The following is a 17,017-nucleotide window of genomic DNA, read 5'->3' as shown; positions in this document are numbered from 1 at the left end:
GGGGGATCACGGCGACGAAGGATGTCTTCGGATCATGCGATGCCCCCCAGGCAGACGTACTTCAGTTCGGTGTAGTCCTGCAGTCCGTACTTCGATCCTTCGCGGCCCATGCCGGATTGCTTCACCCCGCCGAATGGCGCGACCTCGGTGGAAATCAGGCCGGTGTTGACGCCGACGATGCCGCATTCCAGTGCTTCCATCACCCGCCAGACGCGCGCCAGGTCGCGGCTGTAGAAGTAGCCGGCCAGTCCCGCTTCGCCGGCATTGGCCAGGGCGATGACCTCCTCCTCGCTGGCGAAGCGGAACAGCGGCGCGACCGGCCCGAAGGTTTCCTCGCTGGCGATGCGCATGCGCGGATCCACATCCAGCAGCACGGTTGGCGTGTAGAAGGTGCCGCCCAGCGCATGCCGCTGTCCGCCGGTCGCGATGCGCGCGCCCCTGGCGACCGCGTCGCTGACGTGCGCTTCGACCTTGTCCAGCGCGTTGGCGTCGATCAAGGGGCCTTGATCCATGGCCCCGGCCAGGCCATCGCCGACGCGCAGCGCGGCGACCCGCTCGGTCAACCGGCGCGCGAACTCGTCATAGACCGCCGTGTGGACGAACAACCGGTTGGCGCAGACGCAGGTCTGTCCGGTATTGCGGAATTTGCTGGCGATGGCGCCCTCCACCGCGGCGTCCAGATCGGCATCGTCGAACACGATGAAGGGGGCGTTGCCGCCCAGTTCCAGCGATACCCGCTTCAGACCGTCGGCGCATTGCGCCATCAGGCGCTTGCCGACCGCGGTGGAGCCGGTGAAGCTGATCTTGCGGACTTTGGGATGGGACGTCAGCTCGGCGCCGATGGCGGCGGCGTCCTGGCCGGTGACGATGTTCAGCACGCCGGCCGGCAGGCCCGCGCGTTCGGCCAGCACGCCGATGGCCAGGGCGGAGTAGGGCGTCTGCAACGCGGGTTTGCAGACCACGGTGCAACCGGCGGCCAGCGCCGGGCCGATCTTGCGACCGAGCATGGCGGACGGAAAATTCCAGGGCGTGATCGCCGCGACGACGCCGACCGGCTGGCGCAGCGTGAGGAGGCGCTTGTCGTCGGCGTGACCGGGAATCACGTCGCCGTACATGCGCTTGCCTTCCTCGGCGAACCATTCCAGGAACGAGGCCGAATAAGCGATCTCTCCCTTGGCTTCGGCGAGGGGTTTGCCTTGCTCGGCGGTCAGCAGCAGCGCCAGATCGTCCTGGTGCTCCATCATCAACTCGTACAACCGGCGCAACACCTGCGCCCGTTCGCGGGCCGTGCGGCGCGACCAGGCGGGGAATGCGCAATGGGCGGCCTCGATGGCGCGGCGGGTTTCGGCCGCGCCCATGTCGGGCACGCTGCCCAGCGATTCACCGGTGGCGGGATTGAGGACTTCGCATGTCGCGCCGTTGTCGGCATCCCGCCATTGGCCCCCGATCAGGCACTGCGATCGCAGCAGCGTCCGATCCAGGATCAGGGGAAAGAAGGAAGATTCCGGCAGGGCATTCACGCGATGGGCTCCAGGAGGTCGATGCGGCGCGCCGCCAGGAACATCGCGACACCGGCCAGGGCCAGTGCGACGATCGCGGCGGCGATCAGGGGATTGAAATCGTTGGCGCGCAGGACGTAGCCGGCGAACAGCGGACCGGATCCCAGTCCCAGCTTGGAGACGAACCCGCCCAGCGTGGCCAGCCGGCCGGAGGCGTCCAGGCGCGACAGCATGCCGAACAGGTAAGGCACGACGAACGACCAGGTGATGGCCGTGCCCACGTTGGCGATGAAGAAGACCGCGCCCAGATCGCTGCGGAAGAACGCCGCGGTGCCCGCCAGCGTGATCAGCGTGGCCACGCAAAGTGGCCGCAACCGGCCGAAGCGGGTGCCCATGACGATCACGAGCACCGCGCCGGCCGCGCCGATCCAGGTGGCCCAGCCCAATGCGTGTCCGATGAAGCCGCGATCCAGCTGGAAGTGTTCTCCCAGCCGGATGATGAACGCGGTGAGCGCCATGTTGCCGGCCTGGAACAGGAACAGTGCCAGCAACGTGAGCGCCGCCGTGTTGCGGGCGGAACGCGTCAGCGGTGCGGGACCGTGGCGGGTGTCCGAATCGGTTCCCGCCAGCCTCGGCAGCGTGAAAGTGACGACGAGCGCGCATGTGCTCAACGCCGCCAACGAGAGGAACAGCACCGCGGTGCCGTAGGTGGGGACCAGGGTCGGCAGGAACATCACGCCCAGTCCGCCCAGTCCGAACTGGACCAGCAGCAGCATGCCGAACGCGCGGTCCGGCGAACGGGTCCGGGCCATGACCGAGTAGGTGACGCCGACCGCCATGCCGCCGAACACGCCATGCAACGCGCGAACGCCGGTGAGCAGCGGTGCCGACGGAACGACCAGGGAAATCAGATCCAGCAGCACCAGCAGTGTCAGCAACACGATCAGCGCCGGTCGCCAGGGCAGGCGACGGACCAGCAGCACCGCGATGAAACTGCCGACACTCGCGCCATAGATGTTGGCCGCGCCCACCATGCCGGCCTGCGGATTGCTGAAGCCCAGTCCGGTGACCAGTCCGTCGACGATCGCCGACATGATGTTGACGTAGAAGAAGCCGGCGGTCGCCAGCAGCGCCAGTCCGGCATACAGCCACAGACTGCCGGATGCCGGGACGACGCGCGGCGCGGGCGTGGCGGAAGCCGCGCGGGTCATGCCTCCACCTCCACGCCGGCATGGGCGAATCGCCGCCGCAGCGGCTCCAGCTCTTCGGCGTAGCGGCGCCACAATCCCACCGACGAGCGATAAATCGGCTGGCGTACCTGCGCGGCGCTGGCGGTGAGGGTGGGGTGCGGGTTGTGCTCGAACGACAGGCACGCGGGTTCCCACGGCAGCCCCGCGTGCGCGATCAGGCGCCGGCTGGCGGCTTCCTGCCCGGTCACCAGATGTTCGTAGTCCAGTTCCAGGAAACGATCCGCCGGCAACCAGCGCCGCCAGTGCGCCATCAGCTGCTGGTAGCCCAGCCAATAGCGGCCCAGATCGTCCAGGTCGTAGGAGAACGGATAGGCCATGCGGAACAGCGTCTTGTACATGGCGTAGCAGGCATCCATCGGGTTGCGCCGCAGGTGGACGATGCGCGCCTGCGGCAGTGCGGCGGCAATCAGCGCCAGGTAGAGGAAGTTGGCCGGGGTCTTGTCGACGATGCGCAGCGCGGGACCGGGGGCGAGCGTGTCGCGGTAGGCGCGCCCCAATGCCGGGAAATCCAGCCGCGCCGCGCGCCGCACGAGTTCGGCCTTGTCGCGGGCCGGGCCGGCGATGCGGGTCAATGCCTGTGCGAGATCGCTGCTTTCGCCCCGGCTGGCGACGGCGCTGTGCGAACCGAGGATGCGATCGACCAGGGTGGTGCCGCTGCGCGGCAGACCGACGACGAAAATCGGCCGCGCGTCCGGATGCCCTTCGATCGGCCGCTGGAAGAAATCCTCGTCGAAGACGCTCTCGATCAGGCGCATGGTCTCCAGATCGTCCTCGACGCGATAGCGCAGGCGCCGGCGCCTCGCGTCCGCGCCCGCGCGCAGCGCGGCGAACGCGGCGGTGTGTTCGCCGAGATCTTCCAGTTCCTTGGCCAGCGCGTACTGCAACGGAATCCGTTCCGGATCGGCGGGCGCCATGCTCGGCAACGCCTGCCGGAGCGCATCCACATGGTTGCGATCCCGTGTCTGCCGACGCAGCGTCGAACGGTTGTACCAGGCGGAACCATCCCGGGGCGCCAGCCGGATCGCCTGATCCAGCGCGGTTTCGGCGTCGTCGACATGGCCCAGCGCGAGCAGGGCGGTGGCATGGTTGTACAGCGCGTCGGGATCGGCCGGAGCGAGACGGACCGCCTGCGCGTAGCAGGCCCCGGCCTGCTCGTGCAGGCCCAGGGCGGTGTAGCGCAGGCCGAGCGCCTGCAACAGCGCCGGATGATCGCCGGCGCCGGCATGCAGCGCGTGGAGCGCCTGACGGCAGGCGTCCGCCTCCCCGCGGGCCTGGCACGCATCGATGCGTGCCAGGGCGTCGCTGGCCTCCACCGGCAGGCGCATGTCGGGCGCGGAGCTCACGTCAGAAGCGGTAGCTGACGGTGAAACCGACGGTGCGCGGCATCGTTATCAATGCCTTGGATCCATTGCCGTAGTACTTCTGCGCGGGGGAGCTACCCATGTATTCCTCGGTGTAGACGCCGGTGATGCCTGCTTCGTTGCCGAGGTTCTTGAGCCACAGGGTCAGATCCCAGTTCTCGATGCCATAGGTGGCCGACAGGTTGAACAGGCTGAAGCCATCCAGCGTGCGCCGGAACTTCGGGCTGAGACTGAGCGCATTCTCGGTCTCGGACTGATAGTAGGCGTCGCCGCGCAGCGTGAGCAGTCCCGCACCCAATGGAATGCCGTAGCTGGCGGCGGCATTGAAACGGTGTTCCGGCGCGCCCGGCAGCGTGGTTCCCTTGTAGCCGTAGACGTAGCTGCCATCCACGGCCACCGCGTCGGCCTCGAGTCGGGCCTTGGTGTAGGTGTAGCCCAGGCTGTAGTTGAAACCGGCCCCCACCGCGCCGGACAGTTCCAGTTCGACGCCGCGCGTGCTGGCCTTCTGCGCGTTCTGCACGGCGAAGAAGCCCCAGACCGTGGTCGCGCTGTTGACCTGGGGATCCTTCCAGTCCACGTAGAACACGTCCGCGTTGTAGGTCAGCGAACCGATGCGGCCCTTCACGCCCAGTTCGTGGTTGCGCACCGTGTCCGCCTTGTAGCTGACCCAGGCCGGATCCTCGGCGAAGTTGCCCGTGGTCGGCGTGCCGTTGGTGCCGCCGCGGCGATAGCCCTCCGACACGGTCGCGTACAACTGGTTGCGCGGGGAGAAGGACCACGACACGTTGCCCTTGAACAACGTGCGGGTGTCGGATTCGTCGCTCTCCGATACCGAACTGTCCACCAGCGCGGTCCAGAAGCCGGTGGTCTGTTCGACCCGGGTCCGGGCTTCGTCGCGGAAGTGGCGGAGGCCGCCGGTGAACTGCAGCGTGTCGGTGGCGTGCCAGGTCAGTTCGCCATACAGCGCGGTTTCCTTGAAGTTCTCGGTCTGGCGGTACTGGAAATCCCGGTCGCTGACCACGGCCGCGGCGAACGCCGGGAACGCGGTATCCCACCAGCGCTTGAAGCCGCGCAGGTAGCTGTTCTGGGTGGAGAAGCGATCCTGATCCTGGTAGTAGGCGCCCAGCACGTAATCGAAGCGCCCGCCCTCGCGGGAGGTCAGGCGAAGCTCCTGGGTGAACGCGCTTTCGCCATAGCCGCGCACCGCCGAGGCCATCGGGCGCGGATAGTTGTAGTAGAAACCGCCGAGCCAGCCGTTGCGCGCGTAGAAGCCGGTGTTCTCGCTGGTGATGTCGCCTTCGTGGTTGTAGTCGGAGGTGCTGGAGGTGAGGGTGGCGAAACCCAGATCGATGTTGGCCTCGAGGCTGGCCAGGTTGACGTGCCGCGCGGACGGTTCGCGCTGCACCGAGCCCAGTTCAAGATCGCCATAGGGATTGCCCCAGCCGTCGTTGCCCAGACTGGTGCCGCGTCGGCCGCCGAACTTGTCGGCCTGCGCCATGTAGCTCAGGGTCAGATCGAAACGGTCGTTGGGCTTCCACAGCAGCGAGGCGCGTCCGTAGGACTGGCGGACGAAATCGGCGTCGCGGACCTTCCGGTATTCGGCGGCGGGATCCAGCACGCCGTTGGGCGCGACCGGGATGCCGTCGTCGTCCAGCCGGTACACGTTGCGGTAGTCGGTGGCGCCGGGGAAGTCGTTGAGGGTGGCGTTGACGCGCAGCGCGAACGTGCTGCCCACGGGCGCGTTGAGGGTGAACGATTCGGACAGGCCGAGGCCGCCGGAGCCTTCCACGCTGGAAACACTCAGGCTGGTGCGCGCTTCCCAGGTCTCCAGTTGCGGCTGGCGCAACAGGAAACGCACCGCGCCGCCCAGCGCGCCGGAGCCGTAGAGCGTGCCCTGCGGGCCGCGCAGCACTTCCACCCGATCGACGTCCGACAGCAGGAAGTTGGCGAACAGCGGCGTCTTGTCGACATAGGTGGCGACCGTTGACGCGGCCGATACGGCGTAGTCGCCCAGCGCCGAGCTGTCCACGTTCAGGCCGCGGATGCGGATGCCGCTGACCACGCTGGAATTGCGCGCGCCGCGATCCACCACGCCGACGCCGGCCACGCCGCGCATCAGTTCGGCGGTATCCAGGATGTTGCCCTGTTCGATGGCCTCGCCCGACACGGCGCTGATGTTGTAGGGCACCGCGAGGATGTCCTGCTCGCGACCCTGCGCGGTGACCGTGACGGTTTCCAGTTGGGTGGCCGCCGGGTCCTGCTTGTCTTCCTGTGCCGCCTCCTGGGCCAGGACCGGCGCGGCCTGCGCCAGCAACCCCGCGACGATGGCGCCTGCCAGGCAGGAACGGCGGGACAGGCAGTGGTGTCGCGGGATGGTGTGATGCGTGTTCATTGTGTGGCTCTCTCCCCAGAACGTATATCAATGAAATGGCGGGTTGTGCGCCGTGCTCACCCGGCGTCGGGCAGGCGCAGCGGTCCCAGTGCCTCCAGCGCCGGCGACGGCGCCCGCGCGGCGCCGTAGGCCGGAAACACCACGGCGTGGTCGCGGAAGCTCTTCAGCGGCTGGCCCAGGCCATGCCAGCCGCGTTCGCGGCAGCGTTGCAGATAGGCGAAGTCGACCTCGAACGCGATCACCTCGCGGCCGGGGCCGGCGCGATGGATGATTTCGCCGCCGGGGCCGCAGATGACGGATTGGCCCACACCCAGATCGCCGGCCACGTTGACGTCGACGAAGTAGCACTGGTTGGTCGCCGCGTTCGAGCGCGCGATGGCGATCTCGACGTCGCGATCGATCGTGTTGGTCATGGTCGGATGCAGGATCACCTCCGCTCCCAGGCTGACCAGCGAACGGGTGGTCTCCGGGAACCACATGTCGTAGCAGATGGAAATCCCGAAACGGCCGGCATCCGGCACGTCGAACACCACGAACTCGTCGCCATGGGCCACGTTGCGCTCGTAGGGCGTGAACGGAAAGATCTTGCGGTAGCGCGCGATCACCTGGCCCGCCGGATCGATGACCGGCGTGGTGTTGTAGACGACGCCGTCGCGGCGTTCGTACAGCGAACCGGGCACCAGCCAGAGCCCATGCCGGCGTGCCAGTTCGCACAGGAAGGACTCGGCGTCGCCGGGCATGCACTGGGCAAAATCCGGATTCGCGCCGAAGCCGCAGAGCTCACCCAGCAGCACCATCCGTACCCACGGGAAACGGCGGGCGACGGCGCCGACCTCCGCGGCAATCCGCTCGAGGTTGTCGCCGGGCGCGTGGGCCAGCTGCAGGCCGGCGATGCCGAAGCTGCGGTTGCGTTCCTTGAGTTCCAAGACGGGTCCTTTGCGACCAGGGCGATGTCTTGACGGTAGTCGCAACCCGTTTTTCCGATTAGGGCCAGTATGGGAGATTCGATGGTGCCAGTCGGGTCATTCGCGGCGGCGGACCGTTGGGGGACGGGTCAACACCGCGGCATCCACCAGGAACCCGTCCTCGCCGTAGAAACGCACCTGCCCGCCGTCGATCACCACCGTGTAGCCGGCCGCCTCGCCATAGGCCCATTCGCGCCATTGCCGGTACCAGCGGTCACCTTCCAGCCACCAATGGCCCTGGTCGCAGTCTTCGCCCGCGTAGCCGGCCACGCCCACCAGATCGCCGTTGGTGCGGATTTCGAGCGTGCAGGGTTCGCCGTACACGGTGCTGTAGAGCAGCGTGGCGCCGGCCATCGCGCGACGCAGCGCCTTGCCCTGCAGGAACGGCACCGCCTCTTCCTCGATGCGGCGGGACGCGGCGGACAGATCGCCACGTATCAGGCGCGACAGATTGCGCACGCCTTCGCGTATCCGCGCCGAGGAAATGCCGGTCACGCCCATGCAGATGGCTTCACGGCCATCGCCACGGCGCATCGGTTCGACCAGGACGCCGATCGCCGCGGCCTGGCGGGCAAGTTCGCGCGCATCCACCCCGTCCGGCATGCTGACCCAGTAAGCGCTGGCGCCGGGAAAGGTCTCGATGCTGACCCGCTCGTGCAGATAGTGATTGAGCGCGTCGCGCAGCGCGGTGCGTCGCTCCGCGAGGATGCGCCCGGCCCGCACCAGCCCGGCCGAGTAATGGCCCAGGCCGATGAAATAACCCCATGCGCGTTGCAGGACCCGCGGCGGCGTCGTTCCCTGGCTGCGTCGAAGCTGGCGCGCGCGTTCGATGAACGCGGCGGGGCCGACCAGTACGCCGGGCGGTTCACCGCAGGTGGCGGCGGGTGCCAGCCCGCCGACATAGACAACCCGGCCTTCGTGGTCGAAGCCCCGCAGCGCCGGCGCGACCCGGCCACCGTCCTGCACGCCCGCGGGCACGTCATGCTCGATCAGCAGGCCATCCGCGGCGACCACCCGTGCAAGCAATTGGCGCGGATAAGCCGAATCGGCGGCGGATCCATGCCTGCCGCTGGTCACCACCACGGCGCCGGCCGGCAGTGGTTCGGCCAACGCCGGATCCAGCATCCGCACGTCGGCCTGGCGCTCGCGCATGCGCCGTTCGAATTCCGGATCCGCGGGATGTTCCAGCAACAGCGGGGTTCCCTTCCGGACCAGCAGCTCGCCGGCTATCTGCAGCGCGTGCCGGCTGGACAGCGTGATCAGCAATTCGTCCGCGCCCGCGTCCACGCCGCGCATCGGCAGGACCTTGCCGCGCATTTCCTCGATCAGCATCGGGTCGTCCACATCGCCGCTTTCCAGCGGCCACTGCATCACCTCATGGCGCGACCCGGCCAGGCGGATGGCCTCGCTCCACTCCGACAGCGGGGTGAGTTCGGCGTCCGCGCGTCCGTCGATGAAGGGAAAGGGATACCGGTGCCAGTGTTGTGGACAGCGGAAGCCGCCATCCTCCATCGGTGCGGGCGGCAGGCGGATCGCCAGCGGTGAATCCGCCGCCAGCTGGCGCTGGGCACGCCCGAGGCGGATGCCGGACGGCGTCGCGGCGACATAGATGCCGCTGCGCGAGCGGCTGGCCAGATGCCCCTCCGCCAGCAGCGCGTCGTAGGCCAGACTGACGGTATTGCGGGACACGCCAATCCGGCTCGCCAGCAGGCGCGAGGAGGGCAGCCGCTGTCCCGGTCGCAGCACGCCGCGATGGATCGCGTTGATCAGCTTCTGCCGCAGCTGATGTTGCAGGCTCAGCGGCGCGGACGGATCCAGGGCGAGATTGAGAAGGTCGGTGGCGCGGGACTCACGTTTCATCGGCCGGCGGGGAATCTGTCCTGACGTCCCAGTATGGCGCATGCGTCGCGTGCGTGGACCGCTTCAATCCGGTCGGCGCAAGGCTTCTTCCAGCAGCGCGAATCCCTCTTCGAAGACGGTCTCGGGAATGGTCAGCGGGAACAGCAGGCGAATCGATTCGCCCAGCCCGCCGCAGCCCAGCAGCATCAATCCGCGGGCGTGCGCGCGCTGCAGCACGTCGCGGGTGGCGGCGGGATCCGGCCCCGCGTCCGTGCCGCGATCCGCCAGCAAATCGAAGGCGATCATCGCCCCCGGGCCGCGCACGTGCCCGATCGGACGCAGGTCCTCGCGCTGCGCGAACGCCTGCAGGCGTTCGCGGGCGCGTGTCCCCAGCAGGTTTGCGCGCTCGATCAAGCCTTCATCCTCGATGACATCCAGCACCGCGAGCGCCGCCGCGCAGGCCACCGGCGAGCCGGCATAGGTGCCGCCCAGTCCACCGGGTTCCGCCGCGTCCATCACGGTCGCGCGGCCGATCACCCCCGACAGGGGAAAACCACCGCCCAACGACTTGGCCACGGTGATCAGATCCGGTTTGACCGCGTGATGCTCGATGCCGAACATGCGTCCGGTCCGCGCGAAACCGGTCTGCACCTCGTCGGCGACCAGAAGGATGCCGTGCCGATCGGCGATGTCGCGCAACGCGGTGAGCAGTTCCGGTGGCGCGGGCAGGAAGCCGCCTTCGCCCTGGACCGGTTCGATGATGAGGGCCGCGACGTCTTCGGGCGGAACATCCGACTTGAACAGGGCGTCGAGCGCTTCGAGCGTATCGCTGACGCTCACGCCCTTGTGCGCGGCAGGGAAGGGCAGGTGATAGACGCCGCCGGGCAGCGGGCCGAAACCGCGCTTGTACGGTACCGTCTTGCCGGTCAGCGCCATGGCCATGAAGCTGCGTCCGTGGAATCCGCCCGAGAACGCGATCACCGCGTGGCGCCGGGTCGCGGCGCGCGCGATCTTGATCGCGTTCTCGACCGCCTCGGCGCCGGTGGAGAAAAGGATGGACTTCGCCGGGCCCTCGATGGGAGCGATCCGGTTCAGACGCTCGGCCAGCTCCAGATAGGGCTCGTACGCAGCCACCTGGAACGCGGTATGCGTATAGCGGTCGAGTTGCGCGCGCGCGGCGTCGAGCACGCGCGGATGCCGGTGACCGACGTTGAGCACCGCGATGCCGGAGGCGAAGTCGATGTAGCGGTTGCCCTCGACGTCCCAGATTTCGGCATTCTCGGCGCGATCCGCGAACACGCCCAGGGCGGTGCTGATGCCACGCGGAATGGCGGCGGCCCGTCGCTGGACGAGGTCTGAATTCTTTTTCATGGAGGACTCGGGGCTGGGAACGAGGATTCCCCCAGAGTGTCGTCCGGCCACCGCCGGGCATAGGGCCAGATGGCGCGGCTTGTTGGTGCCAGATACCCGGCCCCGATGCGGGCGCCAACAGTGTTCGCTTCGGCCCGGGCCGGCGCGGCACGCCCAAAGAAAAAGCCCCGCCTTGCGGCGGGGCTTCCGGTACTGCTGGCGTCCGGCGATTACTTGCCGAACTTGTAGCGCGCTTCCACGAAGAACGAACGACCGTACACGTTGTACAGGGCATTGTTGTACGGCGTGGCTTCGTTGCCGGGGTAGCTGCGGGCCTGGTCTTCCGGGGTCTTGTCCAGGAGGTTGTTGACCATGAACGAGAATTCCAGGTTGTCCATCGGCGCGTAGTTCACGCTCATGTTGTACGTGATGTACGGCGCCCACCAGCCGGCACGCGGATCGGTGAAGCCACGGGTGTTGTACGCGACCCAGTTCGGCGTCTTGCCGATGCGGTTCGCGTAGACCGTGGTGGTCCACTTGTCCTTGTTCCAGGCCACCGACAGATCGGCGCGGGTCTTCGCGTACGCGTCGTACACCCACATCGAGTACGGATCGCGCAGCAGGTCGATCGCGGGATCGCCCGGCAGCGGGGTGACCGTGTGCTTCAGCGTGTTGGTGTAGTTGCCGGCGAACTTCAGCGCGCCGAAGCGGCCGATGTCCAGCAGGTAGTTGACGCTGGCGTTGACCGCGCGCAGCTTCTGCTTGGCGACGTTGACCTTCGGGGTGAAGACGGTCTCGATCGCGCCGGTGCCGTCACGCGTGATCCATGCCATTGCGTTCTGGCAACCCTGCGAACCGGTGTCCATCTGGCCGGTGCGGCAGTAGTACTCCATCAGCGACAGCTGGTCGGTGCTCTGCAGGTCGACTTCGTTCTCGATGTCCCACGCGAAGTAGTCCACCGACATCGACAGGTTGCTGCTCGGCGCCCAGACCACGCCGGCGCTCCACACGTCCGCGGTGATCGGTTCCAGCTTCCGGTTGCCCGCCTGCTGGCCGAAGAACTGCGAGTCGTCGTAGGCGCAGTCGGCGGTGTTGCCCGGCAGATAGCCTTCCTGGGCGCAGCGGTAGTAGTCGGTCACTTCGTCGTAGTAGCCGCTGACACCCTGGAAGGTGTCGGACAGGGTCGGCGCGCGGAACGCGGTACCGTACTTTCCGCGCAGCAGCAGGCTTTCGATCGGACGGTATTCCAGCCCGATGCTGTAGGTCGGCTTGTCGACGGTTTCGCCATAGGCGTCGAACGCGTCATAGCGGCCCGACAGGGTCACGGTCAGCGGTTCCAGCACCGGCAGGCGCAGTTCGCTGGTGACCGCGTAGCGGGTGCGGTGACCGGCGCCGCTGACGGCGGTGGTGCCCCACACCTGCGATTCCAGGGTTTCCGGATCGGCGATCAGGCGGGCGTCGGGCGTGTAGTCCCAGCCCTGGTTGCCACCCTCGACGACCACGGCCAGACCGGCGTCACCGCCCGGCAGCGAGAACAGCGAGCTGTTGGTCACCTGCGCGCGCAGCATGTTGTCCCAGGTCTTGCTGCGCGAAGTCGCGAAGCCGGTGAAGCTGGCGAAGTCCGCCGGCGACATCGGGCTGTAGAACGCCGCATAGTCCGGCCGGAACACCGGGTACAGGCCCTGCACCGGATCCAGGCCCAGCTGCGGGCCCAGCACGTTCTGCTCGAAGTAGTCGTTGATCGGATCCGCCCAGCGGGCGAAGCGACGCTGCTTCAGGCGGTACTCGGTGCGGGTCAGGCCGAGATCCCAGTCCCAGTTGCCCAGCACGCCGTTGGCGCCGAAGGTCACCGAGTAGGAACTGCTGCGATCGGTGTTCATGATGTCGCGGTAGCCCTCGCCACCGATGTCCTCGGGCGAGAACGCGCGCTGCAGGTTGACCAGCGCATCGAGGTCAGGATCGTAGAAGTAGCCGTACTTGGCGCTGGTGCTCCACCAGGTGTAGGCGGAACCGGTGGCGTACTTCACCTCTTCATGGCTGTACAGCACGTCGCCGTAGAACTGCAGGCTGTCGCTGACGTCGAAGGTGGCGTGGCCGTAGGCCTGCGCGGATTCCTTGCCGTTGGTGATGGTGCGGTAGCCCGGCGTGTTGAACGAGCCGCAGTACTGGCCGAAGCCCGGACGGTTCTGCAGGCCTTCGCTGCCGCCGAACTGGCTGCCGACGGTGGAGCAGTTGTTCGGATCCTGGAAGAAGTAGCCGTTGTTGGCGGCCTTGATGCCGCCCTCGGCCGCGTAGTTCTTGTAGCCGGCGATCAGGTAATCGCGGCTGGCCAGCGGCGCGGTGTAGCCGCGGGTGTTGTACTGCCGGGTCAGATCGCGCTGGTAGCCCCAGATCGGATCCTTGGTTTCGGCCTGGATGCCGGCCAGCACGTTCAGGCGGCCGTCGTAGCCGGTGAACCCCTTGGCCAGGCTGAAGCGGAAGCTGTCGCCGCCGCCGTCGCCATAGGCGCCGCCGCGCACGCTGAGCGCGCCGCCGTCCATGTTCTTCTTCAGGATGATGTTGATCACGCCGGCAATGGCGTCGGAACCGTACAGGGAGGACTGGCCACCCGGCAGGATCTCGATGCGCTCGACCAGATCGATCGGAATGCCGCTGATGTTGTTGAAGGTATCGCTGCCGTTGTACAGCGCCGGATAGTTGGCCATCGGACGGCCGTCGATCAGGTACTTGGTGTAGCCCGGATCCAGGCCGAACATGCTGACCGTCTCGGCGCCCTGGGTGAACGAGGCGGAGGTCTGGCCACCCTGGACGCCGCCGGTGGAAAAGGCGGATTGCTGCAGGGCATCGGCGATGCTGGTGAAACCGCGGGTCTTGATGTCCTCGGCGGAAATCGTGGTGACCGGGGTGAAGTTTTCCAGCTGGGTCTGGGGGATCAGCGAACCGGTGACCGTGACCTTGTCGAGGTTGGTGGTATCGCCGGCGGGAGCGGGGGAGGTGTCTTGAGCGAAAGCGGCGGCCGGGGCCAAGAGGACGGCGACCATCGCCGCGGTCAGGCGGCTCCGCTTGATGTTGCGAACTGGCATTGCTTGTTATTCCTTGGAACAGATTGCAAAAGGTGCGGCCCTTCGCGCTGTTCCCTCAGCCAGACCACAGAACTCCCCGAATTCCAGGGGGGCGGCGAACTTAACACGTGTTTAACCTGCGCTGTAACGTTTGTTACGCTTTGTGAAGACGCATGGACAGGCTTGGTTAAGCGGTACCGAAAAGAAGAAAGCCCGGCTTGCGCCGGGCTTTCGATGGTGCAGGTACTTCGATTGGCTCAGTTGAACTTGTAGTCGAACTGCAGGAACACCTCGCGACCGATCGGGCTGTAGGCGCGCCAGAAGTAAGGATAGGTATTGAAGGTGTCGTCGCGCGGATGCAGCTTGTCGAACACGTTGTTGACGTAGACACCCACCGTTGCCTTGTCCGTGATCTTCTTCGCCACGTTGAGGTTCCACAGGATGTATGGCGCGATGCGTCCGGTTTCGGCCCAGTTCGGCAACGAACCCCAGCGTGTGTAGTACGCCGCGGCGCGCCAGTCGTTCTTCTCCCAGCTGACCGTGCCGTTGATGCGGCTGCGGAAGTTGAAGTACTGGGGATGGTCGCGGACATTGATCATGTCGCCACCTTCGAACTCCTGGAAATCGAGCTTCAGCACATGCGTCCAGTTCAGCTGGAAGCCGAACGAGCCCCAGCGATCCGTATCCAGATCGTAGCGCCATGCCGCATCGATGCCGCTGGTCTTGTTGAGCGATTGGTTGATGGGGAACGAACGGAACTGCTCGACCTGCTCGTCGGCCAGTCCGCCGGATCCGGCGCGCTCCACCAGCGCGGTGTAGAACTGGCAGGTGGTGGAGTTGGGATCCACCGGCTGCCCGTCGCGCGTCTGCCCCAGCAGGCAGTCGGCTTCGTTGCGGAACAGCAGGCCGGAGATGTCACCCACCGCATCCTTCAGCTCGATGTTGTAGTAATCAACAGAGATCGACATCTGCTCGCTGATGTCCCAGACGAAACCGACGGTGGTCGATTTGCCGGTTTCGGCCTCCAGGTTCGGATCGCCACGGCGGGTGCCGAACACCTGGTAGTTGTAGTCAGCGCCCGCGCAGGGATTGGGACTCACGCGCGGATCGAAACCATCGCGACGGCACTTGTACTCGTCGAAGATCTGGGTGAAGAAGCCCGATTCCTCGGCGAAGATGTAGTGCATGTCCGGTGCACGGAAGCTGGTGGCGTGGCTGGCACGCAGCAGCAGGCTTTCCACCGGCCGCCATTCGAGGCCGACCTGCCAGGTGCTGGCGCCATCGATCTCGCTGATGTCGTCGAACTTGTCGTAGCGGCCCGCCAGGTTGGCCTTGAAGTTGCTGGTGATGGGCACGCTGAACTCGACGCCGAGCGCGTAGCGCGTGCGATCGCCATGCCCACCGGAACTGGTCAGGTTATAGATGGGCTCCGGGCCGGTATAGGTGGGCGAAGTGCGCGCATCGGGCTTGACTTCGTACTTCTGCTTGGCGCCTTCCAGGACCGCCGCCATGCCGACCGCGCCGGCCGGCAGCTCGAACAGATCGCCCGACAGCACGAAGTTCGCCTGGGTGACGCTGGATTCCGCGCGATCCCTGACCATGGTGTTGAGTGAAGCGAAGGTCGCCGGGTCGATCGGATTGAAGAAGCGGTCGAGGTTGAGCTCGAACGAATCGTAGGCGCCAAAATACGGATCCGGGCCCAGGGAATCGCCCAGGAAGTAGTCGTTCAGCGGATTGGCCAGGAAACGCGGCTGGGACGTGTTGAGTTTGTACTCGGAGCGCGAAAGCGTGGCATCCCAGTCGAAACGGCCATTGGCGAAACTGCCCCGCAGGCCGGCGGCGAAGTCGAGCGACTTCTCCTCGCTGGTGGTCACGAGGTTGCCGCCCGTTTCCGAGGGCGTGAAGATGCGCTGGGGCTGCACGAAGGCGCCGAAGGGAATCTCTTCGGAGGTCACGTTGGGCGCGAAGATGTAGTCCGGCGTGGTCCAGAACTGGGTGCCGGAGGTGAACTGCGCCTTCGCGCGGGTGTAGTTGAACTGCGCCCAGCCTTGCATGCCGCCGTCGAAGTCCCAGGTCCCGTACAGATAAGCCGACTGGTTGCTGTCGGAATTGCGGATCGACTGGGTGGCCGGATAACCGGGATAGCCGCAGCGTGGGCCGGTGTAGACCGAGGATGTCTCGAAGAAGTAGACCTCGAAATCCTTGAAGCGGTCACAGGTCGCCTGGGCGCCATCCGGGAAGATGCGCGAGCTGTTGAAACCGTCGAACAGCAGCAGACCCTCGGTGGGGTTGATGTCGTCACGGGAGCGGCCGGGCTCGTCGTAGAAGGAATCCATGAAGCTGCGCTGGGAGGCGAAGACCTCCTCGCGTTCGAGCGCCTCGAAGGCGTAGGTGAGGCTCCAGTTGTCGCCGGTCTTGCCGCCTACCCACTGGAGCCGGCCGGTGTCGCCGCCGCCACGGGTGGTGGCGCCGGCACGCACCGAGATCTGATCACCCTCGAAGTTGGTCTTCATGATGATGTTGACCACGCCGGCGACCGCGTCGGAACCGTAGATCGCCGATGCGCCGCCCGTCAGTATCTCGATGCGCTCGATGGCCGCGGCCGGGATGTTGGCCAGATTCACCGCGTTGGACTGGCTGTTGTACGGCAGCGGGTAGTCGGCCGCGCGCCGGCCATTGATCAGGATCAGCTGATAGCCGGGACCCAGGCCGCGCAGGTTGAGGAAGCTGGCATTCGGGGTGAAACCGTTCTGGACCAGTTCGTTCTGCACGCTGCCGGTGAACTGGGTCAGGGTATTCAGCGCGTCGTAGACGGTGGAGAAACCTTCCTTCTCGATGTCCGCCGCGGTCACCACGACGACCGGTGCGGGACCTTCGACATCCACGCGTTTGATGCGCGAACCGGTCACCGTCACCTTGTCCAGCGTGCGGGTTCCTTCAGTGGTGGCAGGGGGGCTGGATGACGAAGGAGGCTCTTGCTGGGTCTCCTGGCCATGGGCCAGCACCGGAGCCATCAGGACGGCGAACATGGCAGTCGCGAGACGACTGCGCGGAAAAGAGCGTGTATTGCCATTACGCATAGCACCTACCCCCAAAGCTGATTGAGTGCGAAAAGCGGTTTTTTTTCAGAGTTCCCCAACGGAATTGTTCCGTTAATTCGACGTTAACACGACTGAAATCACATTTCTAGATTCTCAACTTGTTGATTAGAAAGAGTAATTTCAGTTATCTGACGGCCGGTACGCGCGAAAAGTCCCCCGGGCGCCGGTCAGGCTCCGGATTTCCGGTACTTGAAAGTG

General features: G+C 66.3%; 9 protein-coding genes. All 9 read right to left on the bottom strand.

Annotated elements, in window-relative coordinates; all coding sequences use genetic code 11:
- Nucleotides 1-32: 32 nt before the first annotated feature.
- The 9 genes from AC3DEZ_RS04830 to AC3DEZ_RS04790 all read right to left on the bottom strand — a co-directional run bounded on the left by AC3DEZ_RS04830 (nt 33) and on the right by AC3DEZ_RS04790 (nt 16,747).
- Entirely contained in the window at nt 33-1,520 is a 1,488-nt protein-coding gene (locus tag AC3DEZ_RS04830; protein ID WP_488387215.1) for an NAD-dependent succinate-semialdehyde dehydrogenase, read from the bottom strand.
- Nucleotides 1,517-2,710 carry an MFS transporter gene (locus tag AC3DEZ_RS04825; protein WP_488387214.1) on the bottom strand — a complete coding sequence of 398 codons (1,194 nt, stop codon included), beginning with the start codon at nt 2,708-2,710 and terminating at the stop codon, nt 1,517-1,519. The genes AC3DEZ_RS04830 and AC3DEZ_RS04825 overlap by 4 nt, the downstream gene beginning before the upstream one ends.
- Nucleotides 2,707-4,092 carry a sulfotransferase family protein gene (locus AC3DEZ_RS04820; protein WP_488387213.1) on the bottom strand — a complete coding sequence of 462 codons (1,386 nt, stop codon included), beginning with the start codon at nt 4,090-4,092 and terminating at the stop codon, nt 2,707-2,709. The genes AC3DEZ_RS04825 and AC3DEZ_RS04820 overlap by 4 nt, the downstream gene beginning before the upstream one ends.
- A 1-nt stretch (nt 4,093) precedes the next feature.
- On the bottom strand, nt 4,094-6,502 hold the full coding sequence (locus AC3DEZ_RS04815; protein ID WP_488387212.1) for a TonB-dependent receptor: 2,409 nt from the start codon (nt 6,500-6,502) through the stop codon (nt 4,094-4,096).
- 56 nt (nt 6,503-6,558) lie between these two features.
- On the bottom strand, nt 6,559-7,428 hold the full coding sequence (locus tag AC3DEZ_RS04810) for a carbon-nitrogen hydrolase family protein (RefSeq protein ID WP_488387211.1): 870 nt from the start codon (nt 7,426-7,428) through the stop codon (nt 6,559-6,561).
- Between the two features lie 96 nt (nt 7,429-7,524).
- Nucleotides 7,525-9,327, bottom strand: coding sequence for an aminotransferase-like domain-containing protein (locus AC3DEZ_RS04805; protein ID WP_447101730.1), 1,803 nt, complete (start codon nt 9,325-9,327; stop codon nt 7,525-7,527).
- 63 nt (nt 9,328-9,390) lie between these two features.
- Nucleotides 9,391-10,677: a 4-aminobutyrate--2-oxoglutarate transaminase gene (gene gabT / locus AC3DEZ_RS04800; protein WP_488387210.1), complete on the bottom strand. Its 1,287-nt coding sequence runs from the start codon at nt 10,675-10,677 to the stop codon at nt 9,391-9,393.
- Nucleotides 10,678-10,886: 209 nt separating this feature from the next.
- Nucleotides 10,887-13,739 (bottom strand): TonB-dependent receptor domain-containing protein, encoded by a 2,853-nt coding sequence (locus tag AC3DEZ_RS04795; protein WP_488387209.1) that lies wholly within the window; start codon nt 13,737-13,739, stop codon nt 10,887-10,889.
- Nucleotides 13,740-13,975: 236 nt separating this feature from the next.
- On the bottom strand, nt 13,976-16,747 hold the full coding sequence (locus tag AC3DEZ_RS04790) for a TonB-dependent receptor plug domain-containing protein (RefSeq protein WP_488387208.1): 2,772 nt from the start codon (nt 16,745-16,747) through the stop codon (nt 13,976-13,978).
- Nucleotides 16,748-17,017 lie beyond the last annotated feature (270 nt).

The organism is Pseudoxanthomonas sp. 134C1 (assembly GCF_057773065.1).
The sequence above is the reverse complement of the archived record's forward strand: the minus strand, read 5'-3'. Positions and strand labels throughout refer to the sequence as shown.